Raw genomic sequence first — 21,849 nt, 5'->3', positions numbered from 1 at the left:
TTACACCGGGTAAGAAAAAAGGAAGCCGCTGGCTTCCTTTTTTTTATCGCGACTTATTGCTGATAGAAGTCGCGGTACCAGTCAACAAAACGCTGCACGCCCTGCTCTACGCTGGTCTGCGGGCGGAAATTTATCGCGTCATACAGCGGCTGCGTGTCTGCGCTGGTGCCTAATACATCGCCGGGCTGCATCGGCAGCATATTTTTCTTCGCCTCAATCCCCAGCGCTTTTTCCAGCGACTCAATGTAAGTCATCAGGCTGGTAGGCTGACTATTGCCAATATTGTACACACGATACGGCGCCGAACTGGTGGCAGGTGAGCCGTTTTCCACCGTCCAGTTTTCATCTGCCTGCGGAATCACGTCCTGCAAACGCACAATCGCTTCGGCAATATCATCAATATAGGTGAAGTCACGTGTCATCTGGCCGCGGTTATACACATCAATCGCGTCACCGGCCAGCATCGCGCGGGTGAACTTAAACAGCGCCATATCCGGACGGCCCCACGGACCATAAACGGTAAAGAAGCGCAATCCGGTGGTAGGTAATTGGTAAAGGTGTGAATAGGTATGCGAAATTAATTCGTTGGCTTTTTTCGTCGCAGCATAAAGTGATACCGGATGATCAACGGAATCATCCGTGGAGAACGGCATTTTACGGTTCAGGCCATAAACCGAACTCGATGAAGCATACAGCAGGTGGCCAATCTTATGATGACGGCAACCTTCCAGAATATTTAAGTGACCAATCAGGTTGGCATCAGCGTAGGCGTGCGGATTCTCAATGGAATAGCGAACACCCGCCTGTGCACCTAAATGGATCACACGCGCAAAAGCATGCTGTTCAAACAGGGAAGAAATGGCCTGGCGATCTGCCAGGTCCATTTTAAGAAAAGTAAACGCGGGATGTGCGGTAATCTGGTCGAGGCGCGCCTGTTTCAGGCTGACATCGTAGTAATCATTCAGGTTATCGATACCAACAACCTGGTGACCGGCAGCCAGCAAACGCTGACTAACGTGAAAACCAATAAATCCTGCCGCGCCGGTGACCAGAAAATTCATACATCCCTCATTTATTACACAATTTGAATAGACGCTCCGCGGCCGATTGCATAATAAACGAAACCGCGTTTGCTGATACGCTCCGGATCATACAGGTTACGACCATCAAAAATCACGGGTTGTTTTAACGAGGATTTAATCACGTCGAAATCCGGAGCACGGAAGTTCTGCCACTCGGTGCAGATCACCAGACCATCGGCGCCCTGCAGCGCAGCTTCTTTAGTGCCGCACAGCTTCAGATCGTCACGATGGCCGTAGATGCGCTGAGCTTCTTCCATCGCTTCCGGATCAAACGCCTGCACCGTTGCGCCCGCCTGCCACAGTGCTTCCATCAGCACGCGGCTTGAGGCTTCACGCATGTCGTCGGTGTTCGGTTTGAACGCCAGACCCCACAGCGCAAACGTCTTGCCACGCAGATCGTCGCCAAAGTGACGTTTAATAAACGTCGGCAGCTTGTTCTTCTGCGAATCGTTGACGTCTTCTACCGCCTGCAACAGGCGCGGGGTGTAGCCGATTGACTCTGCAGTGCGAATCAGCGCCTGCACGTCTTTCGGGAAGCAGGAACCGCCGTAACCACAGCCCGGATAAATAAAGTGATAACCGATGCGTGAATCAGAACCGATGCCCTGACGTACTTTTTCCACGTCAGCACCCAGGCGTTCCGCAAGGTTGGAAATCTCGTTCATGAAGCTGATTTTGGTCGCCAGCATGCAGTTAGCTGCATATTTGGTCAGCTCTGCACTGCGGATATCCATCAGAATCATGCGATCGTGATTACGGTTAAACGGCTCGTACAGTTCACGCAGCAGTTCGACCACTTCATCATTGTCAGTGCCCACCACGATACGTTCCGGACGCATGCAATCGTTAACTGCGGCGCCCTCTTTCAGGAACTCCGGGTTGGAGACCACATCGAACGCAATATTGGCATCACGCTGCTTCAGCGTTTCGCTCATCACCGCGCGCACGCGGTCAGCGGTGCCTACCGGTACGGTAGATTTGTCGATGACGACTTTGTGATCGTTCATGTGCTGCGCGATAGTACGCGCAACCGCAGTCACATATTTCAGGTCGGCAGAGCCATCCTCATCCGGCGGCGTGCCCACAGCAATAAACTGCATTACGCCATGGTTTACGCCCTCTTCTGCGTTGGTGCTGAATTTCAGGCGCCCCGCTTCATAGTTCGACATAACCAGCGGCGTCAGGCCCGGTTCAAAAATTGGGATGATGCCCTTTTTCAGGTTTTCGACTTTCTTTTCGTCGACATCAATACAGAGAACGTCATGTCCGACTTCGGCCAACACCGCAGCCTGAACCAGACCGACATAGCCGATACCAAATACAGTGACTTTCATTGAATTATCCTGTGCTTAATGAATTACTTTTTGTTGCCTGCAACGCCGTCGAGCCACTGAGCGAAATCTTTGCCCAGCACCGGATGACGCACGCCATACTCAACAAAAGCTTGCATATAACCCAGTTTGTTACCGCAGTCGTGGCTCACGCCGGTCAGGTGGTAAGCTTCTACGGTCTCTTTTTCCATCAGCATGGCGATGGAGTCGGTCAGCTGTACTTCGCCGCCAGCACCCGGAGGGGTTTTCGCCAGCAGAGGCCAGATGTCCGCAGACAGCACGTAACGACCGACTACCGCCAGGTTAGATGGCGCTTCCGAGGCTTTTGGCTTCTCAACCACGCCCACCATTGGTGCGCTCTGGCCCGGTGCCAGCTCTGCGCCCTGGCAGTCAACCACGCCGTAAGCGGTGACATCGGCAACTGGCTCAACCATGATCTGGCTGCGACCGCTCTCTTCGAAGCGCGTCAGCATTTCTGCCAGGTTATCTTTGGTTGGGTTAGATTCGTACTCATCAATGATCACGTCTGGCAGAATCACCGCGACTGGCTCATCACCAACCAGCGGATGAGCACACATCACGGCGTGACCGAGGCCCTTGGCGATACCCTGACGTACCTGCATGATGGTGACGTGTGGCGGGCAGATTGACTGGATTTCATCCAGCAGCTGACGCTTCACGCGTTTTTCCAGCATCGCTTCCAGTTCGAAACTGGTATCAAAATGGTTTTCGATGGAGTTTTTAGAGGAGTGCGTAACCAGCACGATCTCATTAATACCCGCAGCAATACACTCGTTCACGACATACTGGATCAACGGCTTATCGACCAGCGGTAACATCTCTTTTGGAATAGCTTTGGTGGCAGGCAGCATACGCGTACCCAGACCTGCAACCGGGATTACCGCTTTTTTTACTTTAGACTTATAGGCAGACATCAAATACCTCTCTTAATAGGCCGTTCAAGTTAATACTTGATATGTCGGTTTAAAAACGAAATGAGTATATCAGTTAGTGTCAGACGGATTTATCCTGGATGGAGTTAATCCGCGGAATTTAAGACTATTACCCAAGTGTAAAGCTAAGCTTTGGCCCTGTCTTTAACCCGCGGAAAATATAAATCTGAGTGGCTATTCTTCGGACGATAACATCAGGCGAAGCCGGCCGCCGGCTCCCCAGACGTGACATTGCCAGGCATCGGCGCGCTGGCTGATTTGATTAAGATGGGTGCTGCCCATAGTGCCAAGCGGCACGCCGTTACTGAGCTGGATTTGCTGAGTATTGATGTGCAGCGTGGCATTCAGGCCGGCTGAAACCAGAATCAGATTTTTCAACTGACGATGGTAGTAGCCCACCAGCAGCGGGAACTGACCGTTCAGGTTGGCCTGACGCAACAGCATATTCACCTGACGCAGCAGACCATTGAGTTCCGGCAGACGCTGCTTTTGCCCGGACAGTTGCTCCTGCAATAAACCGTTAAACAGTGCTCTGAGCAATAATGCAGCCAGCACGCCGTTGTCGCCGGCACGCGTCACGTCCAGGCAATAAAACGCCAGATCTTTGTCCGACAACGCGGCAATATCCAGCACCAGCCCCGGCTGTTCCGCCATGGTGAGTTGACGATAGTTTATGCGGCAGCTGGCGATGGTTTGCTGGACGGGCGGTTGCAGCTGTTTGAGCAGCTTGGCGGCAGCGAGCGGATCGCGCACCAAGGCATCCCAGTCCTGAAACAGCTGTTCATCTTCTTCCACTTTCGAGGTGAACATCGAAGGATAGAGGCACTCAAACACCGCTTCACGGAAACATTCCAGGTTTTTTAGCGGCTTGAGCAGCACGTCCTGCACGCCAAGGCGCAGCACGTGGGCGATGTCGGCCATGTTCTGCGTGGCGGAGATGATCAGGATGGGCACGCTATTACCGCGTGTACGAATTCGCTCGACAAACTCAATACCGCCCATGCGCGGCATTTCCAGATCGCAAATGACCAGGTCCACCGACTGCGCGGCGATTAAATTCAGGCCGTCGAGTCCGTCGCCCGCTTCGAACGTGCTGGCTCCGAGGCCAGTTAACAATGTGTCCAGCAATGAACGGAAAACGACCTCATCTTCGACAATGAGTATCTTTTTGCCGATTAGCGGTTTTTCCATTCTCTCCCCCTGCGTACCAGATATTTCAATAGTGGTTCATAAAACGCCGTTGCGCCTTTCAGAATTGGCTGAAGTCACAACCCCCGTGAATGAACAACTGATTATCTGCTACGGACCAGCGGTAATAGTTCATCCATTTTTTTCTCCACGGCGGCCTTGCCTGCCGCAATGGCCTCTTCAGCCCGATGAAAGTCCAGCGTTGAAATCTGCGGACAAAAAGGCTGAATCAGCACATCCGGCGGATCGCCTGCCATACGGTTACGTTTCAGGCGATTTTCCAATACCTGGATTGACGTTGACATAATTTCCATCGCGCCTGGAGACTGGCTGGCGCGCCGATGGGTCAACCCCATCAGACGCTGGCGCAGTTTTTTGCCCCAGCTCAGTGCTTCTGCCGCTGCCGCCTCTTCACCGCTCTGCGGCGTGACCGACAGCAGATCCTGCTGCATCAGGTGCGCATCATGTTGCAGGTCAACGGCAATCACAATGTCAGCGCCCAGCGCGCGGGTTAGCGATATCGGCACCGGATTGACCACCGCACCATCCACCAGCCAATAACCATTGTAGCCAACCGGAGGCAATAAGCCTGGCATACTACACGATGCACGCACCGCCTGGTGCAAATCCCCTTCGGTCAGCCACAGCTCGCGTCCGGTGCTGAGGTTGGTTGCTACCACGCCAAAGCGCTTATCCGCGTCTTCGATGAGCTCGTTAGGGATCAGCTGACGGATATGGCTAAACACCCGGTCGCCGCGCAGCAGGCCGCCACGCTGCCATGAGAGGTCCATCAGACGGATAACATCCCAGTAGCGAAATGCGCTGACCCACTTCTCCATCAACGCCAGACGGCCGTTGACGTAGGCAGAACCCACCAGTGCGCCGACGGAACAGCCGGCGACGACATCCACCTCAATACCGGCGCGCTCCAGCGCGTTGATGACACCAATATGCGCCCAGCCTTTGGCAGCGCCCGATCCCAGGGCCAGCCCAATCCTGACTTTTCTCATCTCACCTCGTGATCAACCTGATGCGTAGCTTCACGCTGGCCAGTCGGCTAACATAGCGCACACTTCCATTAACTTTAATCACTCTCAGGAGATGATGTGTCCGAAAAGTGCCCCTGCTGCAGCGGAGAGCAGTATAGCCTATGTTGTCAGCCCTTTCTGAACGGGCAACAAACGCCACAGCGCGCTGAACAGTTAATGCGCTCGCGTTACAGCGCTTACGTTAAGCAAAACGCCGCCTGGCTGGTAGAAACCTGGCATCCCAGCCAGCGCGTGGCCGGACTGGAGACGCTATTATCCGAAAGTTTCGCCACCACAGAATGGCTTGGCCTGAATGTAACCCGTTGTAATCACGGAAGCCATGAGAATGAAGCCTTCGTGACTTTTTTTGCGCGTTATCTCGAAAAAGGCCGTACCTGCAGCCTGTATGAATGTTCACGCTTTCTTCGCGAGGATCAACGCTGGTACTATGTCGACGGAACAACGCCGGAGTTAGGGCGTAACGATCGCTGTCCTTGTGGCTCCGATAAAAAATACAAAAAATGTTGTGGCTAATCTGGACAGATGCCCAACAGCTTCACCATTCATCGCTTTGACAGGACTCTGATCGAGATGCAAGCGCAAACCATGCAACGAAAAGTTTTACGGACCATTTGCCCCGATGCCAAAGGTCTGATCGCTAAGATCACCAACATTTGCTACAAGCACGAACTGAACATTGTGCAGAACAATGAGTTCGTCGATCACCGTACCGGGCGCTTTTTCATGCGCACAGAGCTGGAAGGCATTTTCAACGACAACACGCTGCTGGCTGACCTCGACAGCGCGCTGCCGACCGGTTCGGTACGTGAGCTGCACAGCGCCGGACGTCGCCGCGTGGTGATTCTGGTCACCAAAGAGGCGCATTGCCTGGGCGATCTGCTGATGAAGAGTGCCTTTGGTGGTCTGGACATGGAAATCGCCGCCGTTATTGGTAACCATGAAACGCTGCGTTCGCTGGTCGAGCGTTTTGACATCCCGTTCGTGCTGGTCAGCCATGAAGGCCTGACGCGCGAAGAGCACGATAACCGCATGGCGGATGAGATCGATCGCTACCAGCCGGATTACGTGGTGCTGGCGAAATATATGCGCGTGCTGACGCCGGCGTTTGTGCAGCGTTATCCCAACCAGATCATCAATATTCACCACTCGTTCCTGCCAGCTTTCATTGGCGCACGCCCTTATCATCAGGCCTATGAGCGCGGCGTGAAGATCATCGGTGCCACAGCGCACTACGTGAACGACAACCTTGATGAAGGCCCGATCATCATGCAGGACGTGATTAACGTCGATCACAGCTATACCGCTGAAGAGATGATGCGTGCCGGACGCGACGTGGAAAAGAATGTACTGAGCCGCGCGCTGTATAAAGTGCTGGGCCAGCGCGTGTTTGTTTACGGCAACCGCACGATCATTCTTTAACCACTGCGGCGCTGATTTGCGCAACTCTTCAGCGCCACGCGTAAAAAGTGGGCAAACGATTGAGTTTTTTACTGCGGGCGCTTTACAGACTGAACGCATTTGGTATGATGCGCCCCGCTTTCAGGCATAAAGATTCAGGCCAGTGGCGGGATTCCCGAGCGGCCAAAGGGAGCAGACTGTAAATCTGCCGTCATCGACTTCGAAGGTTCGAATCCTTCTCCCGCCACCATCTGAATCCATTCTGCGCCTGAATCTTCTGAGCTTCATATCCCTGGCGGGATTCCCGAGCGGCCAAAGGGAGCAGACTGTAAATCTGCCGTCATCGACTTCGAAGGTTCGAATCCTTCTCCCGCCACCATTCTATGCTGCACTCTTCTTCCAGCCAGTCAACAAAGCCAGTTAATAACACCTGGAGAAGGATGAGAAGCTTCGACCGAAGGTTCGGGTCGAACGCAGTGAGACAACGCGCGTCAGCGCGGCCCGCAGGGTGAGCCGCTTGCGGCGAATAATCCTTCTCCCGCCACCATTTCATGCTGCACTCCTCTTCCAGTCAGTCAATAAAGCCAGTTAATAACACCTGGAGAAGGATGAGAAGCTTCGACTGAAGGTTCGGGTCGAACGCAGCGAGACAACGCGCGTCAGCGCGGCCCGCAGGGTGAGCCGCTTGCGGCGAATAATCCTTCTCCCGCCACCATCTCATGCTGCACTTCTCCTCCAGTTGTCTTCTGAATTCAGGCAATGCCAGGTCGCCATCAATGGCGCCCCTACAGTGGTGCGTACTGATATCTTACCTATGAGACTGGGGCTGGTAGGGTGCGCATTAATGCGCACCGGGTCAAGCGCACGAGGTGAGCCGCTTGCGGCGAATAATCCTTCTTCCGCCACCCTTTCATGCTGCACTGTTCACCAGACCGACATTTGAATTTACGCGATGCCAGGTCGCCATCAATGGCGCCCCAACAGTGACACGGACTCAAGTGTTACCCATGCGACCGGTTTGTACCCACATACCCCCCCTGCAGTGATACGGCCTGAAATGTTAACCATGTGACCGGTTTATATTCTCATCGTCCCAGTTGTCGCCCGGATTGTAGGGTGCGCATTAATGCGCACCTGAATATTCACATCAACGCCCCCAGCTGAACGGCATCGCCTGACTCACCCCGCTCTCCTGCGTCTCCCACCACAAATTACCTGCGTTCTGCCTCTTACTCTTATCGGCACGCCCTTATGACGCAAGCCATGACTTTTGCCGCAAACCTGGTTACCATCGCCGCAACCTTTTGCGATGAAAAATGGCAGCGAAATGAAATTTGTCTCTTTTAACATCAACGGCTTGCGCGCACGCCCTCATCAGCTGGCGGCGCTGGTTGAACAGCATCAACCGGATGTCATCGGCCTGCAGGAAACCAAAGTGCACGATGACATGTTCCCGCTGGAAGAGGTCAGCAAGCTCGGTTACAACGTGTTTTATCACGGCCAGAAAGGCCATTACGGCGTGGCGCTGCTGACCAAGACGCAGCCGGTGGCAGTTCGACGCGGTTTTCCTGATGACGGCGAAGATTCCCAGCGACGTCTGATCATGGCAGAAATTCCCAGCCCGATTGGCGATATCACCGTCATCAACGGTTACTTCCCGCAGGGGGAAAGCCGTGACCATCCCATCAAGTTCCCGGCCAAAGAGAAGTTCTATCGCGACCTGCAAAGCTATCTCGAGCAGCAACTGGCGGCCGACAAGCCGGTGCTGATCATGGGCGATATGAACATCAGCAGCACTGACCTGGACATTGGTATTGGTGAAGAGAACCGCAAGCGCTGGCTGCGCACCGGCAAATGCTCTTTCCTTCCGGAAGAGCGCGAGTGGATGGACCGTTTGCTGCAGTGGGGGCTGGTCGATACGTGGCGTGAGAAAAACCCGGAAACCGCCGATCGCTTCTCGTGGTTCGACTATCGCTCCAAAGGATTTGATGACAACCGCGGTCTGCGCATCGATCTGCTGCTGGCCAGCCCACCGCTGGCATCGCGCTGCATCGATAGCGGCATCGACTACGCTATTCGCAGTATGGACAAACCGTCCGATCACGCGCCAGTGTGGTCCAGTTTCAAGCTGTAACTGAACAGCGTGGCGCCTGCGCGCCACGCCCGCTTATTTAATGATTTTCCAAATCAGCGGATTGGTACCCAGCACTTTTTCGTCACGCGCACACTGCAGCAATACGCCCTCTGCTTTCACCACGGCGCCTTCGGAGTAGCTGCGGTTTTCATAGATACAGCACTGCAGGCAGTTGTTCTGCTGGCGATTCTGCCCCTGGGTCCACACTTCCGGCGGCATATCCACCACCACATCGGTATTGCCCATTCGCGCGGGCTCCGGCTGGCGATTAGCCAGCGCGGCATGGCTGCACAGCAGCAGCCCACTCAGCAACAGCGTTGCGTAACGCATTATTCCGTCTCCTTCGTTTTGCGCCGGGGCGTTTTGCCTTTACTGCGCGTCTTCGCTCCGGTCGCGGCTAATCCACGAAAAGCCTGCAGCGACGGCCTCTGGCGCGCCTCACCGATCAGTCCGATCAAGGTACTGACCAGCGGCTGCATAAACTCATCATAGCGACAGGCTTTTTCACTGATGCGGGTAAGCGTTGACTCCCAGTGCGCCGTCATATCCGGCCGCGCGGCCATCTCAGGTAACGCATGAATCAGCGCCCTGCCCGCCTCGGTTGAGTGAATATAGCGACCTTTTTTCACCAGAAATGTACGGCGGAACAGCAATTCTATGATGCCGGCACGCGTCGCTTCCGTTCCTAAACCATCGGTCGCACGCAGCACTTTCTTTAATTCTTTATCCTGCACAAAGCGGGCAATACCGGTCATGGCCGACAGCAGCGTGGCGTCGGTGAACGGCCGCGGCGGCTGAGTCTGCTTCGCCAGCACCTCACCACGCTCACACAGCAGCTCATCGCCTTTACTCACCACCGGCAGCGGCGTGCCGTCATTCTCTTCATCGCGCTCTTTGCTGCCCAGCAGCGCACGCCAGCCGGCTTCAGCGAGAAAACGCGCTTTGGCAACGAACCTGCCACCGCCGATATCGAGGTCGATGACGCATTTGCGAAATACCGCGTCGGGACAAAACTGCATCAGATACTGGCGCGCAATCAGACCGTAAATATTGGCTTCATTGTCGCTCAGGTTCACCTTGCTGGCGCGCGCCGTAGGAACGATGGCATGGTGCGCATCCACTTTTTTATCGTCCCAGCAGCGATTTTTCTGATCCGCATTGAAATCCGCCGGCAGCGATACGTCCGGCTGATGCGCCTGAATGGCGTTCAGCACCGCATGACGTCCGGCAAAATGTTCGTCCGGCAGATAGCGGCTGTCCGAACGCGGATACGTGATCAGCTTATGGGTTTCATACAAACGCTGACAGCAGTCCAGGACCGTCTGGGCACTCAGGCCAAAACGCTTCGCCGCCTCGATTTGCAGGCTGGAGAGGGAAAACGGCAGCGGCGCCGTTTCTGACTCCCGCTTATCGTTGTAGCCGGTAACCCACGCCGGTTTGCCGTTGATACGTTCAAGCACGTGGTCAGCGAGAGGACGATGCAGCAAACGGCCCTCGTCATCCTGCCACGGTTCACAGGCATCGCTGGGGATCCAGCTGGCAACGAAGCGCTCCTCTTTCGGGGTGACAATGTGCGCTTTGACTTCGAAGTAATCTTTCGGCACAAAGTTTTCGATCTCTTCATCGCGCCTCACCACCAGCCCCAGCACCGGCGTCTGAACGCGTCCGACCGAGAGCACGCCGTCGTAACCGGCGTTGCGGCCCAGCAGCGTCCAGGCGCGGGTCATGTTGATGCCATACAGCCAGTCAGCGCGCGCCCGGGCCAGCGCCGAGACGCACAACGGAATGAATTCACGGTTCTCGCGCAGACGGCTCACCGCGCGCTCGACCGCCGCAGGGTTGAGGTCGTTAATCAGGCAGCGCTGCACCTGCTGGCGCTTTTCAGCCGGCAGCTGCAGATAATCGAGCACTTCGTCGACCAGCAGTTGTCCTTCGCGATCCGGGTCACCGGCGTGCACCACCACGCTGGCCTGCTGCAGTAAGCCCTCGATCACTTTGAGCTGCTTCGCCACCGACGGGCGCGGCTGCAGGCGCCATTTATCCGGGATGATGGGTAAATCCGCCAGATTCCAGCGCGCATAGCGGCTGTCATAGCTGTCAGGCTGCGCCTGCTCCAGCAGATGCCCGACACACCAGGTCACAACCTGGTCATTACCACAGGCAATATAGCCGTCGCCACGTCGATGCGGTTTGGGTAGCACATCGGCGATGGCGCGTGCCAGACTGGGTTTTTCAGCAATAAACAAACGCATGAATGGCGTCGTTCCTTTACGTCAGGTGACTACAGTAATCAGTGGATGGGCGCGGTCGGCCGGCAGCAGCGAGCCGATCGCCGTGGCCTCGACGCCAGCCTGCACGGCGCACGCGTGAAACGCCGCAATAGCGTCAGGCTGCACCGCCACCAGCAGCCCGCCGGAAGTTTGCGGATCGCACAGCAGTGCGCGCGTGGCCTCATCCATGGCAGAAATGTGCTCGCCGTAGCTGGCGAAGTTGCGGCTGGTGCCGCCCGGCACCGCGCCGGCCGCAATGTACTGGTCCACGCCGGGCAGACGCGGTACCTGTGCGGCCTGCACGTGTGCGCGCAGGCCGGAGCCCAGACAGATTTCACTCAGGTGCCCCAGCAGACCAAAGCCGGTGACATCGGTCATGGCGCTGACACCGGGCAGTTTAGCAAATTCCGCCCCTGCGCTATTGAGCTGGCACATCACCTGCGCCGCCAGCGTCTGATGCTCCGCACGCAGCAGCCCTTTTTTCTCTGCGGTAGTCAGAATACCGATGCCGAGCGGTTTGGTGAGGAACAGCTCGCAGCCCGCCTGCGCAGCGCTGTTCTTTTTCACGCGCGCCACGTCAACGATGCCGGTAACGGCAAGGCCAAAAATCGGCTCCGGCGCATCGATTGAGTGGCCCCCCGCCAGCGCGATGCCAGCCGCCTGGCAGGCCGCGCGACCGCCTTCAATCACCTGCTGTGCCACTTTCGCGTCCAGCACATTAACCGGCCAGCCGAGAATAGCGATGGCCATGATCGGTTTGCCGCCCATGGCGTAAATATCACTGATGGCGTTGGTGGCCGCGATACGGCCAAAGGTGTGCGGGTCGTCCACGATGGGCATAAAGAAGTCAGTGGTGCTGACCACCGCCGTGCCGTTGCCAAGATCGTACACAGCAGCATCGTCACGGGTTTCATTGCCGACCAGCAGTTGCGGATCGTGAAAGGCAGCCAGTTCGCTGTGCAGAATGGTCTCAAGCACCTGAGGTGAAATTTTACAGCCGCAGCCAGCGCCGTGGCTGTATTGCGTCAAACGAAGCGGTTCGCTCATGGCGGGTTCCTTGTGCGCTGAACAGAGAGGGCTATGTTAGCCTGGCTGCCCGCTGCTGGTAAGCGCTGTCGCCGCTAAGCGCGATCTTTCGCACAGCGACTGTGCAATCAGAGTCGTTGCATGCACCTTGCCGCAGAAACCCGCTGCTGTCTGTCAGAAATAACTGACAAACGCCTCGCTGTCGGGCGCGACCACGGTGGTATTGGCTTTCAGCTGCGGCGTACCGAGGTAGAGGAAACCCACAATTGCATCCTGCTCGCGGCAGCCAAAGGCGGCGCGTACCTGCGGATGATCGGTCCATGGCCCGCTGCGCCAGATGCCGTTAAAGCCCTGCGCGACGGCCGCCATTTGCATCGCCATCACCGCGCAGCCCGCGGACACGACCTGCTCCCAGCGCGGCACTTTGGCGGAAGCTTCGCAGTGCGCGACAACGGTAATGATCATCGGCGCGCGGAACGGTGACATCCGGGCCTTCTCAATGGCTTTGTCATCCAGCTGGCTGTCGCGTGCGGCCTGCTCCAGCAGATGACTAAAGCGTTCGCGCCCCTCATTTTCAATGATGATGAAGCGCCACGGCTGCAGCGTGCCGTGATCCGGTGCGCGCATACCCGCGTGCAGAATATTCTGCAGCACCTCACCGGCCGGTGCCGGCTCGGTCAGACGCGACGCTGAACGACGGTTTACCAGTAATTCCAGTGCATCCATCTTGATTCTCCCGTGATTAACAAAGCGTGGGCTAATCCTGGCACAGCGCGATCTTTTGTAACAGTCTGGCGCGATTTCCTGCTGACTTTTCGCACGCTGCTCTTTAGGATGAACCCGACATCGGGGCAGACCGCATACCGGCTGCCCTGGCTACGTGAATATGGAGAGTTTATGCGCACATTGTGGCGAATTATTGCTGGCCTGTTCCGCTGGAGCTGGCGGGTGCTGAATTTTATCCGGGAATTTATCCTGAATCTGTTCCTGATTGTGTTAATTCTGGCCGGCGTCGGCATCTGGCTGCAGCTATCCAGCGCCAGCAGCAGTGAACCGGTGCAGCAGGGTGCGCTGAAAGTCGATCTGAGCGGCGTGCTGGTGGACAAACCGTCGGTCAGTAATCGTCTGAGCCGCATCAGCCGCCAGCTGCTGGGTGCCAGCAGCGATCGTTTGCAGGAAAATTCGTTGTTTGATGTGGTCGATGCCATTCGTCAGGCAAAGAGCGATAAAAATATCACTGGCATGGTGCTGGATCTGCGCGATTTTGCCGGCGGCGATCAGCCTTCGCTGCAGTACGTGGGTAAGGCACTGCGCGAATTCCGCGACGCGGGCAAACCCATTTTTGCCCTCGGCGACAGCTATAGCCAGGCGCAATATTATCTCGCCAGCTACGCCACGAAGGTCTATCTGTCGCCGCAGGGCACGGTAGATCTGCACGGTTTCGCCACCAACGGCCTGTATTACAAATCCCTGCTGGATAAGCTGAAAGTCAGCTCACACGTGTTCCGTGTCGGCACCTATAAGTCCGCGGTTGAACCTTTCCTGCGTGATGATATGTCGCCGGAAGCGCGCGATGCTGATGGCCGCTGGGTCGGCCAGCTGTGGCAGAACTACCTCAACACGGTGTCCGCCAACCGGCAAATCACGCCGCAGCAGCTGTTCCCGGGGGCGGCGGGCATCATCAGCGGTCTGCAGGCCGTTCAGGGCGATACCGCTAAATATGCCCTGGATAACAAACTGGTGGATGTGCTGGATTCGCGCGCTGCCGCCGATCGCGAGCTGGTGAAAACCTTTGGCTGGGATAAAGCCAGCAACGACTACCGCAACGTCAGCATCTATGACTACAACGTCAAACAACCGACGCAGCAGGATGGCAACATTGCGGTGATTCTCGCCAGTGGTGCCATCATGGACGGCGAAGAGAGCGCCGGCAACGTCGGTGGCGACACCACCGCTGCACAGATCCGCGACGCCCGCCTCGACGACAAAATCAAAGCTATCGTGCTGCGCGTCAACAGCCCGGGCGGCAGCGTAACGGCCTCTGAAGCCATCCGCGAAGAGCTGGCGGCGGCGCATGACGCCGGTAAGCCAGTGGTGGTTTCAATGGGCGGCATGGCGGCATCGGGCGGCTACTGGATCTCCACGCCGGCCGACTACATCGTTGCTGCGCCGAGCACCCTGACCGGGTCGATCGGCATCTTCGGCGTGATCAATACGGTGGAGAACAGCCTGAGCAGCATCGGCGTGCACAGCGATGGCGTTGCCACCTCGCCGCTGGCGGATGTGTCGACCACCAAAGCGCTGCCGACTGAAGTGCAGCAGCTGATGCAGCTGACCATTGAAAATGGTTATCGCAACTTTGTCGGTCTGGTCGCGGCGTCACGCCATAAAACGCCACAGCAGATTGATGCCATTGCGCAGGGTCACGTCTGGACCGGTAGCGATGCCAAAGCCAACGGGCTGGTGGATGCGCTGGGCGACTTCGACGATGCGGTAGCCAAAGCCGCCGAGCTGGCGAAGGTCGCGAAACCTGAACTGAGCTGGTATCAGGACGATCCGGGGATGATCGACCTGCTGCTTAACCAGATGAATGCGTCGGCGCAGGCCGTGCTGCCGGCCGCGCTGAAAGTGTGGCTGCCGGCACCGGTCAGCGAAGTGATGGGCGCGCTGCAGGCGCAGCCGGGCCTGATGAATAATCTCAACGATCCGCAAAACCGTTACGCGTTCTGCCTGACCTGCGGCAACGTACGCTAATCTTTACAGCCCGGCCGCTGGTCGGGCTGCTTTTCCCCGCTAATCCCCTTATACTGCGCGTTTTACGGCAAGTCTGAGTCCATTCATGCAAAAGAAAAATATCTATGTAGCCTACACGGGCGGGACCATCGGCATGCAACGCTCCGCGCAGGGTTACATTCCGGTCTCTGGCCATCTGCAGCAGCAGCTGGCGATGATGCCAGAGTTTCACCGTCCGGAAATGCCGGATTTCACCATCCACGAATACCACCCGCTGATTGACTCCTCGGATATGACGCCGCAGGACTGGCAGTCAATCGCTGACGACATCCAGCTGAACTACGATCGCTATGACGGTTTCGTCATTCTGCATGGCACCGATACCATGGCGTTCACCGCGTCGGCGCTGTCGTTCATGCTGGAGAACCTGGCCAAGCCGGTGATCGTCACCGGGTCGCAGATCCCGCTGGCCGAGCTGCGCTCAGACGGTCAGCAGAACCTGCTGAACTCGCTGTATGTCGCGGCCAACTATCCGATTAATGAAGTGGCGTTGTTCTTCAACAACACGCTGTTCCGCGGTAACCGCACCACCAAAGCCCACGCCGACGGTTTTAATGCGTTTGCCTCACCGAACCTGTCGCCGCTGCTGGAAGCGGGCATCCATATTCGCCGTCTCAATACGCCGCCGGCACCGCGCGGCAGCGGTGAGCTGATCGTCCATCCGATCACGCCTCAGCCGATTGGCGTGGTGACCATCTATCCAGGCATCTCTGCCGACGTGGTGCGCAATTTCCTGCGTCAGCCGGTCAAAGCGCTGATTCTGCGCTCTTACGGTGTGGGCAACGCGCCACAAAACGCCGAGTTTCTTGCCGAACTGCAGCAGGCCAGCGAGCGCGGCATTGTGGTGGTGAACCTGACGCAGTGCATGTCCGGTAAGGTCAATATGGGCGGTTACGCCACCGGCAATGCACTGGAACACGCCGGCGTGATCAGTGGTTTTGATCTGACCGTCGAGGCCACCCTGACTAAACTGCACTTTTTGTTAAGCCAGAACCTCACCAGCGCTGAAATTCGTGCCAAAATGCAGCAGAATTTACGTGGCGAACTGACCGAAGACTGATACGGAGCAAAATCCCATGAAGCGGGCATTGATAATCATCGATATTCAGAACGATTTTTGCCCCGGCGGCCCGATGGCCGTGCGTGAAGGTGACCAGACGGTTGCCGTTGCTAATCGCTATGCACGCGAATTCCGCGCGCGCGGTGAATGCGTGGTGGCGTTGCAGGACTGGCATCCGGCCAATCACGGCAGCTTTGCCTCGGTCTCTGGCGAGCCGGTGTATACGCTCGGTGAACTGAATGGCCTGGCGCAGATCTGGTGGCCGGATCACGGCGTGCAGCACTCACACGGCGCGGATTTCCATCCGGATCTCGATCGCAGTCTGATTGATGCGGTGTTCCATAAAGGCGGCGATGTGGATGTGGATAGCTATAGCGCCTTTTTCGATAACGGGCACCGCCGCAAAACCGAGCTCGACAGCTGGCTGCGCGAGCGCGGCATTACTCACCTGGTGATGCTGGGCCTGGCGACCGATTACTGCGTGAAGTACAGCGTGCTGGATGCGCTGGAACTGGGATATCACGTTGAAGTGGTGCAGGAAGGCTGCCGGGGCGTCAATCTCAATCCGGACGACAGCGAGATCGCGATCGCGCAGATGCAGGCGCAGGGTGCGGTCATTATCTGAAAATCAGGGCTGGAACTCTCCAGCCCTGCAGCCGGTCAATGCAGGTTAATGCGCGTCACGTCGGACTCGATTCCCCACTCTTCCTTCAGCTGTTTTTTCGACTTCATCACCATCTCGCCGCCTTTACCGATGGTCATGTGCTGCGGTTCGTCGTTGTGCCGCGCCTGCCACAGCATCACCAGCTGCAGACAGTTATCTTTCTGATCCTGCGTCAGCGCCACGCCGTCTGGCCACTTGCCGGTTTCCACCGCAGTGGCGAGGCGCTCGTAGACTTCCGGCGTCATCGCCGCCAGCATTGCTTCCAGTTCCTGCTTCATGCTCAGCCCTCGTGCTGATTGCCCTGCTCGTCGGTAAAGTTCAGCGACGCTGAGTTGACACAATAGCGCTCACCGGTTGGCTGCGGGCCATCCGGGAAGACGTGGCCCAGATGGGCGTCGCAGTTACCGCAGCGGATTTCGACGCGGTGCATACCGTGCGAGTCATCTTCCAGATAGCGGATAGCTTCATCGTTATACGGCTGATAAAAGCTCGGCCAGCCGCAGCCGGAGTCATACTTGGTTTCGGAGAGAAACAGCGGTGCGTTGCAGACCAGGCAGTGATAGATACCCTCCTGCTTGTTGTGCAACAGCGCGCCGGTGAAAGGCGGTTCGGTTCCACGATGCTGAGTGACGTAGCGCTGCATTTCCGACAGCTGGGCAATTTTTGCCTCGGGTGCGGTGTCTTTAGCCATTTTGAGTTCCGGAGTGTCATTCTGTAAAAATCGTCTAGTATTCTAACAAACGAACAACATCTTCCGGGTCTTTTTTCGTGCGGATGCTTTTGCCCCGACCAGCACTGCGCAATTTTGTGATGACGATCACTCTTTGCAACAGTCATCCCTTTTTAGTCTGCATTCGGCGTAAGATAGGTGCGCAATAAGGGCGCTGCGCAAGCGTTTGCGCACCCAATTATTCCTGGCGCTGGAATTGACCTGTCGCAACAATTGACACGATTCCGCTTGACGCCTGGTAAGGTTTTTGTAATTTTACAGCCAACCTTTTATTCACTAACAAATAGCTGGTGGAATATATGACTATCAAAGTAGGTATCAACGGTTTTGGCCGTATCGGTCGCATCGTTTTCCGTGCTGCTCAGCAGCGTTCTGACATCGAAATCGTCGCGATCAACGACCTGCTCGACGCCGATTACATGGCTTACATGCTGAAGTATGACTCTACACACGGTCGTTTCGACGGCACCGTAGAAGTGAAAGATGGCGCGCTGATCGTTAACGGTAAAAAAATCCGTGTTACCGCTGAGAAAGACCCGGCTAACCTGAAATGGGACGAAGTGGGCGTTGACGTTGTTGCTGAAGCAACCGGTATCTTCCTGACCGACGAAACCGCACGTAAACACATCACTGCCGGCGCGAAGAAAGTGGTTCTGACTGGCCCGTCTAAAGATGACACCCCAATGTTCGTTCGTGGTGCCAACTTCGACAAATATGCCGGCCAGGACATCGTGTCTAACGCTTCCTGCACCACCAACTGCCTGGCACCGCTGGCTAAAGTGATCAACGACAAGTTCGGTATCGTTGAAGGTCTGATGACCACTGTTCACGCCACCACCGCCACCCAGAAAACCGTTGATGGCCCGTCTCACAAAGACTGGCGCGGCGGCCGCGGTGCAGCACAGAACATTATCCCATCTTCAACTGGCGCAGCGAAAGCAGTAGGTAAAGTTCTGCCAGAGCTGAACGGTAAACTGACCGGTATGGCGTTCCGCGTACCGACGCCAAACGTGTCTGTGGTTGACCTGACCGTCCGTCTGGAAAAACCAGCGTCTTACAAAGACATCTGTGCAGCCATCAAAGCCGCTGCTGAAGGTGACATGAAAGACGTGCTGGGCTACATCGAAGACGACGTGGTTTCTACCGACTTCAACGGCGAAACCCTGACTTCCGTGTTCGACGCGAAAGCCGGTATCGCTCTGAACGACAACTTTGTGAAACTGGTTTCCTGGTACGATAACGAAACCGGTTACTCCAACAAGGTTCTGGATCTGATTGCACTGGTTGCTGCTAAGTAAGCTAACCGGCTAAACAGACAAGGGGTGACTTCGGTCGCCCCTTTTTTTTCGATTGGATGAGAGAAGGTCTGACAATGCACAATTCGCTCTTTAACTTGCCCGTGGTGACGCAGATCACCCCTTACCTGTCGCAGCGTCAGATGGGTGAATTATCGATTCTGGTGATCAGCCATCCGAAAGTGCGCGCGGCCATTGCGCTGCAGGGCGCGCATCTGCTGGCATGGCAGCCGGCCGGTCAGCAGCCCGCCATCTGGCTTAGCGACAAGACGCCGTTTGTCAGCGGCAAAGCCATTCGCGGCGGTGTGCCGGTCTGCTGGCCGTGGTTTGGTCCGGCAGGTGAACCTGCACATGGCTTTGCCCGTAATCAGCCATGGACGCTGACGGCGCATGATGAGAACGAAGATGCGGTCATGCTGACGTTCACGCTGGAAAGTAATGCACAAACGAAAAAACTGTGGCCGCACGATTTCACGCTGCTGGCGCGCTTCCGCATTGCTGAACACTGTGAGATTGAGCTGGAAGCCTGGGGCGATTATGAAGCTACTGCCGCGCTGCACAGCTATTTTCAGGTGGCGGACATTGCGCAGATTGAAGTCAGCGGGCTCGGCAACAGCTACATCGATAAGGTGCAGGACAATGCCATCGGCAGCGCAGCGGACGGTAAACAAACCTATCCCGATCGGGTTGATCGCATTCATACCGCAGCGGAAGACTGCAGCGTGATCCACGATCGCGCCGGTAAGCGCCAGATTGAAGTCTACCACCATTATCAAAGTGACGTTGTCACCTGGAATCCTGGCCCGGAACTGTCCTGCAGCATGGCCGATATGCCTAATGATGGTTATAAAACCATGGTTTGCGTGGAGACGGCGCGGATTAACAAGCCGATGAAAAGTGCCGGAGAAACCCCTGCCCGCCTTGGCGTCACGCTGAGAATCCGCAATAAGTAATGCTGAACGGCGCGCACGCGCCGTTTACACCACATCCAGCGCCAGTTTATGCTGCGGCGGCGGAAAGGCGCGATCCAGCAGCGCCAGCTCATCGCTGGTCAGGGTGATATTCAGGGCCGCCGCATTCTCCTGCACGTGCGCCACGCTGCCCGCCTTGGGAATGGCCATTACGCCCGGCTGGCGAATCACCCAGCTCAACAGCAACTGAGCGATGCTGATGCCCTTCTGTTGTGCAATCTGCTGCAGAGTCGCATCGTCAAACAGCGCCTGACGCAGCCGTCCGGCCTGCGCCAGCGGACAGTAAGCCATGACGGGTGTATGGTGCTGCTGACAGAGCGGCAGTAAATCAAATTCAATACCGCGCGAAGCCAGATGGTACAGCACCTGATTAGTCGCGCAGCCCATCCCTCCGGCTTCACTCCACAGCTCCTGCAGATCGTCGCTATCAAAATTGGAGACGCCCCAGTGGCGGATTTTGCCCTGCTGCTGCAGCGTTTGCATGGCGCGCACGGTCTCTTCCAGCGGTACATTACCGCGCCAGTGCAACAGATAAAGATCGAGATAGTCCGTCTGCAGACGGCGCAGACTGCGCTCACAGGCGTCAATCGCATCGACCTCACCGGCATTCCACGGGTAAACTTTTGATACCAGCCAGGCTTGATCGCGCCGTCCGCGCAGCGCTGCGCCGACCACCTCTTCCGCGCCGCCTTCGGCATACATCTCAGCGGTATCGATCAGTTTCAGTCCGGCGTCCAGTCCAGCCTGCAGCGCAGCGATTTCCTGCGCCCGCTGTGCCGGATTCTCGCCCATAAACCAGGTGCCCTGGCCGATAGCCGGTAACGGCGTATCGTCGTTAAACTGAATCGTCTTCATCTCACCTCCCGCTGCGCCATTACGGGGCGCAATATTGGTGCAAGGTAACAAAAACGCCTCATTATGAGGAGTTCGTGTGGTCATCAGAAGCTGTAGCTGACGCCGGTCCACAGCGTAAACTGACCGTCTTTATCCACCATCGGACTGTCTTTAATTTCACTGGCGAAGCGGGTGTAACGGCCTGACAGGCTGGCGTTCCAGCTCTCGCTGATCTGGTAGCTAGCGTTCATCTCGACGTAAGGCGACCAGCTGTCGTCCGGGTGATAGCGATCGATGCCGGTACGCGCGCTTTCGTGGCCGGAAACGCCGTAGTAATAGCGGTTTTGGTTGGCACTGTTCCACATTGCGCCAATGCCCGGTGTCAGGCTGAACGCGCCGAAATCAAAGCGGTACAGGTAGGTCAGGTCCCAAATCATGCCGTTGCTGTTATTCAGCACATCGCCCAGCAGCGCGGTACGCACAATCCCCCAGTCAGCAACGTGACGATAAGTTGCGCCGGCCATCAGCGTCATACGACGCTTGTCCAGCCCTTTCATATCGCCCAGATCGTTATCTTTCGGGTCATACTGCTGCGGCGAGCCCAGCAGCGTTAACGACAGCTGATTCTGCGGGTCTTTCCACAGGTAATAACCGCCCTGCAGGCTGCGGAACCAAAAGTTTTCCCCCTCATAATTGATGACCGGGATCGGCAGATAACGGTCCTGGCCGCCGCGGTACGGCGACTGGGCATAAATAACCGAAGCCCCAAGTGACACGGGTTCAGCGTAAGTGCTGAACGCCGCAAAATAGCAAGGACACATCAGAGCAAGCGCTTTAAGTTTGAAATGGTTCACAATTTATTCATTCCATTAATATAACAATCACACGCAGAGTCTAACCAAATTTTGCCACTGGTTTAACTTTTAATGTTGATTTCCTTTTTATCCTGTCAGAAGCGTCTGAGATGCAGTGCACCTGTTGCCGCAAGGGCGTGACGGCCTTAGCGCTTATGAGACTTTGTTATTGATATATCGCTAAATAAGGAGAAAAGACGGAGCAATTTTTCTGATT

General features: G+C 56.3%; 21 protein-coding genes, 2 tRNA genes and 2 other RNA genes. 12 read left to right on the top strand and 13 right to left on the bottom strand.

Translation table 11 applies throughout. The features are described 5' to 3' along the window. Positions 1-53: 53 nt before the first annotated feature. The 5 genes from AC6I8P_RS08830 to rssA form a co-directional block, all read right to left on the bottom strand. Positions 54-1,061, bottom strand: coding sequence for an NAD-dependent epimerase (locus tag AC6I8P_RS08830; RefSeq protein WP_498031124.1), 1,008 nt, complete (start codon positions 1,059-1,061; stop codon positions 54-56). Positions 1,062-1,075: 14 nt separating this feature from the next. Continuing rightward, entirely contained in the window at positions 1,076-2,416 is a 1,341-nt protein-coding gene (locus tag AC6I8P_RS08825; RefSeq protein ID WP_021510077.1) for a UDP-glucose dehydrogenase family protein, read from the bottom strand. 23 nt (positions 2,417-2,439) lie between these two features. Continuing rightward, positions 2,440-3,348, bottom strand: a complete 909-nt coding sequence (galU, locus tag AC6I8P_RS08820; protein ID WP_021510076.1) for a UTP--glucose-1-phosphate uridylyltransferase GalU — start codon at positions 3,346-3,348, stop codon at positions 2,440-2,442. A gap of 192 nt (positions 3,349-3,540) precedes the next feature. After that, a complete protein-coding gene (rssB, locus tag AC6I8P_RS08815; protein ID WP_481657599.1) occupies positions 3,541-4,557 on the bottom strand; it encodes a two-component system response regulator RssB in 1,017 nt (338 codons plus the stop codon). 101 nt (positions 4,558-4,658) lie between these two features. After that, positions 4,659-5,564 (bottom strand): patatin-like phospholipase RssA, encoded by a 906-nt coding sequence (rssA, locus tag AC6I8P_RS08810; protein WP_021510074.1) that lies wholly within the window; start codon positions 5,562-5,564, stop codon positions 4,659-4,661. Positions 5,565-5,660: 96 nt separating this feature from the next. Between rssA and AC6I8P_RS08805 the strand changes: the two genes are divergently transcribed. The 7 genes from AC6I8P_RS08805 (at position 5,661) to xthA (ending at position 9,135) form a co-directional block, all read left to right on the top strand. Then, entirely contained in the window at positions 5,661-6,116 is a 456-nt protein-coding gene (locus AC6I8P_RS08805; RefSeq protein ID WP_040679954.1) for a YchJ family protein, read from the top strand. 57 nt (positions 6,117-6,173) lie between these two features. Continuing rightward, positions 6,174-7,022 (top strand): formyltetrahydrofolate deformylase, encoded by an 849-nt coding sequence (gene purU / locus AC6I8P_RS08800; RefSeq protein WP_031280214.1) that lies wholly within the window; start codon positions 6,174-6,176, stop codon positions 7,020-7,022. Between the two features lie 144 nt (positions 7,023-7,166). Further along, positions 7,167-7,251: transfer RNA gene (locus tag AC6I8P_RS08795), tRNA-Tyr, on the top strand. A gap of 44 nt (positions 7,252-7,295) precedes the next feature. Continuing rightward, positions 7,296-7,380: transfer RNA gene (locus AC6I8P_RS08790), tRNA-Tyr, on the top strand. 40 nt (positions 7,381-7,420) lie between these two features. Further along, a non-coding RNA gene (locus AC6I8P_RS08785) (RtT sRNA) lies at positions 7,421-7,548 on the top strand. A gap of 40 nt (positions 7,549-7,588) precedes the next feature. After that, a non-coding RNA gene (locus AC6I8P_RS08780) (RtT sRNA) lies at positions 7,589-7,716 on the top strand. 612 nt (positions 7,717-8,328) lie between these two features. Further along, positions 8,329-9,135 carry an exodeoxyribonuclease III gene (gene xthA / locus AC6I8P_RS08775; RefSeq protein ID WP_021510071.1) on the top strand — a complete coding sequence of 269 codons (807 nt, stop codon included), beginning with the start codon at positions 8,329-8,331 and terminating at the stop codon, positions 9,133-9,135. Between the two features lie 33 nt (positions 9,136-9,168). On the opposite strand, the gene AC6I8P_RS08770 is transcribed toward xthA, so the two are convergent. The 4 genes from AC6I8P_RS08770 to AC6I8P_RS08755 all read right to left on the bottom strand — a co-directional run bounded on the left by AC6I8P_RS08770 (position 9,169) and on the right by AC6I8P_RS08755 (position 13,157). Beyond that, positions 9,169-9,465 (bottom strand): YnjH family protein, encoded by a 297-nt coding sequence (locus AC6I8P_RS08770; RefSeq protein ID WP_021510070.1) that lies wholly within the window; start codon positions 9,463-9,465, stop codon positions 9,169-9,171. Continuing rightward, on the bottom strand, positions 9,465-11,387 hold the full coding sequence (locus AC6I8P_RS08765; RefSeq protein WP_104189030.1) for a DNA topoisomerase III: 1,923 nt from the start codon (positions 11,385-11,387) through the stop codon (positions 9,465-9,467). The genes AC6I8P_RS08770 and AC6I8P_RS08765 overlap by 1 nt, the downstream gene beginning before the upstream one ends. Positions 11,388-11,408: 21 nt before the next feature. Continuing rightward, positions 11,409-12,452, bottom strand: a complete 1,044-nt coding sequence (gene selD, locus AC6I8P_RS08760) for a selenide, water dikinase SelD (protein WP_262257902.1) — start codon at positions 12,450-12,452, stop codon at positions 11,409-11,411. Positions 12,453-12,605: 153 nt separating this feature from the next. Beyond that, positions 12,606-13,157 (bottom strand): NAD(P)H nitroreductase, encoded by a 552-nt coding sequence (locus AC6I8P_RS08755; RefSeq protein ID WP_021510067.1) that lies wholly within the window; start codon positions 13,155-13,157, stop codon positions 12,606-12,608. 171 nt (positions 13,158-13,328) lie between these two features. Between AC6I8P_RS08755 and sppA the strand changes: the two genes are divergently transcribed. The 3 genes from sppA (at position 13,329) to pncA (ending at position 16,909) form a co-directional block, all read left to right on the top strand. Continuing rightward, a complete protein-coding gene (gene sppA, locus AC6I8P_RS08750) occupies positions 13,329-15,185 on the top strand; it encodes a signal peptide peptidase SppA (protein WP_058781814.1) in 1,857 nt (618 codons plus the stop codon). Positions 15,186-15,270: 85 nt separating this feature from the next. Continuing rightward, positions 15,271-16,284 carry an asparaginase gene (gene ansA / locus AC6I8P_RS08745; protein ID WP_058757717.1) on the top strand — a complete coding sequence of 338 codons (1,014 nt, stop codon included), beginning with the start codon at positions 15,271-15,273 and terminating at the stop codon, positions 16,282-16,284. A 16-nt stretch (positions 16,285-16,300) separates the two neighbouring features. After that, the gene (gene pncA / locus AC6I8P_RS08740; RefSeq protein WP_058757718.1) at positions 16,301-16,909 is read left to right on the top strand and encodes a bifunctional nicotinamidase/pyrazinamidase; all 609 of its coding nucleotides are present in this window, start codon (positions 16,301-16,303) and stop codon (positions 16,907-16,909) included. A 35-nt stretch (positions 16,910-16,944) separates the two neighbouring features. Here the strand turns inward: pncA and AC6I8P_RS08735 are convergent, their stop codons facing one another. Next, positions 16,945-17,226, bottom strand: coding sequence for a YeaC family protein (locus tag AC6I8P_RS08735; protein ID WP_104189023.1), 282 nt, complete (start codon positions 17,224-17,226; stop codon positions 16,945-16,947). Positions 17,227-17,228: 2 nt separating this feature from the next. Continuing rightward, a complete protein-coding gene (msrB, locus tag AC6I8P_RS08730) occupies positions 17,229-17,639 on the bottom strand; it encodes a peptide-methionine (R)-S-oxide reductase MsrB (protein WP_021510062.1) in 411 nt (136 codons plus the stop codon). A gap of 338 nt (positions 17,640-17,977) precedes the next feature. Here msrB and gapA point away from each other — a divergent pair, with 338 nt between their 5' ends. Next, positions 17,978-18,976: a glyceraldehyde-3-phosphate dehydrogenase gene (gapA, locus tag AC6I8P_RS08725; RefSeq protein WP_021510061.1), complete on the top strand. Its 999-nt coding sequence runs from the start codon at positions 17,978-17,980 to the stop codon at positions 18,974-18,976. 74 nt (positions 18,977-19,050) lie between these two features. Then, positions 19,051-19,926 (top strand): D-hexose-6-phosphate mutarotase, encoded by an 876-nt coding sequence (locus AC6I8P_RS08720; RefSeq protein ID WP_498031123.1) that lies wholly within the window; start codon positions 19,051-19,053, stop codon positions 19,924-19,926. A 24-nt stretch (positions 19,927-19,950) separates the two neighbouring features. Here the strand turns inward: AC6I8P_RS08720 and AC6I8P_RS08715 are convergent, their stop codons facing one another. Then, positions 19,951-20,799: an aldo/keto reductase gene (locus tag AC6I8P_RS08715; protein ID WP_282997000.1), complete on the bottom strand. Its 849-nt coding sequence runs from the start codon at positions 20,797-20,799 to the stop codon at positions 19,951-19,953. An 83-nt stretch (positions 20,800-20,882) separates the two neighbouring features. After that, a complete protein-coding gene (locus AC6I8P_RS08710; RefSeq protein ID WP_058774604.1) occupies positions 20,883-21,632 on the bottom strand; it encodes a MipA/OmpV family protein in 750 nt (249 codons plus the stop codon). Between the last annotated feature and the right edge of the window lie 217 nt (positions 21,633-21,849).

This window comes from gamma proteobacterium symbiont of Lampromicra miyakona (assembly GCF_059730895.1).
The sequence above is the reverse complement of the archived record's forward strand: the minus strand, read 5'-3'. Positions and strand labels throughout refer to the sequence as shown.

Bases quoted from the DNA above. Each gene is read 5' to 3' on its own strand.
- AC6I8P_RS08830 (WP_498031124.1), bottom strand. From the start codon at position 1,061: ATGAATTTTCTGGTCACCGGCGCGGCAGGATTTATTGGTTTTCACGTT.
- AC6I8P_RS08825 (WP_021510077.1), bottom strand. From the start codon at position 2,416: ATGAAAGTCACTGTATTTGGTATCGGCTATGTCGGTCTGGTTCAGGCT.
- galU (WP_021510076.1), bottom strand. From the start codon at position 3,348: ATGTCTGCCTATAAGTCTAAAGTAAAAAAAGCGGTAATCCCGGTTGCA.
- rssB (WP_481657599.1), bottom strand. From the start codon at position 4,557: ATGGAAAAACCGCTAATCGGCAAAAAGATACTCATTGTCGAAGATGAG.
- rssA (WP_021510074.1), bottom strand. From the start codon at position 5,564: ATGAGAAAAGTCAGGATTGGGCTGGCCCTGGGATCGGGCGCTGCCAAA.
- purU (WP_031280214.1), top strand. From the start codon at position 6,174: ATGCAAGCGCAAACCATGCAACGAAAAGTTTTACGGACCATTTGCCCC.
- xthA (WP_021510071.1), top strand. From the start codon at position 8,329: ATGAAATTTGTCTCTTTTAACATCAACGGCTTGCGCGCACGCCCTCAT.
- AC6I8P_RS08770 (WP_021510070.1), bottom strand. From the start codon at position 9,465: ATGCGTTACGCAACGCTGTTGCTGAGTGGGCTGCTGCTGTGCAGCCAT.
- AC6I8P_RS08765 (WP_104189030.1), bottom strand. From the start codon at position 11,387: ATGCGTTTGTTTATTGCTGAAAAACCCAGTCTGGCACGCGCCATCGCC.
- selD (WP_262257902.1), bottom strand. From the start codon at position 12,452: ATGAGCGAACCGCTTCGTTTGACGCAATACAGCCACGGCGCTGGCTGC.
- AC6I8P_RS08755 (WP_021510067.1), bottom strand. From the start codon at position 13,157: ATGGATGCACTGGAATTACTGGTAAACCGTCGTTCAGCGTCGCGTCTG.
- sppA (WP_058781814.1), top strand. From the start codon at position 13,329: ATGCGCACATTGTGGCGAATTATTGCTGGCCTGTTCCGCTGGAGCTGG.
- ansA (WP_058757717.1), top strand. From the start codon at position 15,271: ATGCAAAAGAAAAATATCTATGTAGCCTACACGGGCGGGACCATCGGC.
- pncA (WP_058757718.1), top strand. From the start codon at position 16,301: ATGAAGCGGGCATTGATAATCATCGATATTCAGAACGATTTTTGCCCC.
- AC6I8P_RS08735 (WP_104189023.1), bottom strand. From the start codon at position 17,226: ATGAAGCAGGAACTGGAAGCAATGCTGGCGGCGATGACGCCGGAAGTC.
- msrB (WP_021510062.1), bottom strand. From the start codon at position 17,639: ATGGCTAAAGACACCGCACCCGAGGCAAAAATTGCCCAGCTGTCGGAA.
- gapA (WP_021510061.1), top strand. From the start codon at position 17,978: ATGACTATCAAAGTAGGTATCAACGGTTTTGGCCGTATCGGTCGCATC.
- AC6I8P_RS08720 (WP_498031123.1), top strand. From the start codon at position 19,051: ATGCACAATTCGCTCTTTAACTTGCCCGTGGTGACGCAGATCACCCCT.
- AC6I8P_RS08715 (WP_282997000.1), bottom strand. From the start codon at position 20,799: ATGAAGACGATTCAGTTTAACGACGATACGCCGTTACCGGCTATCGGC.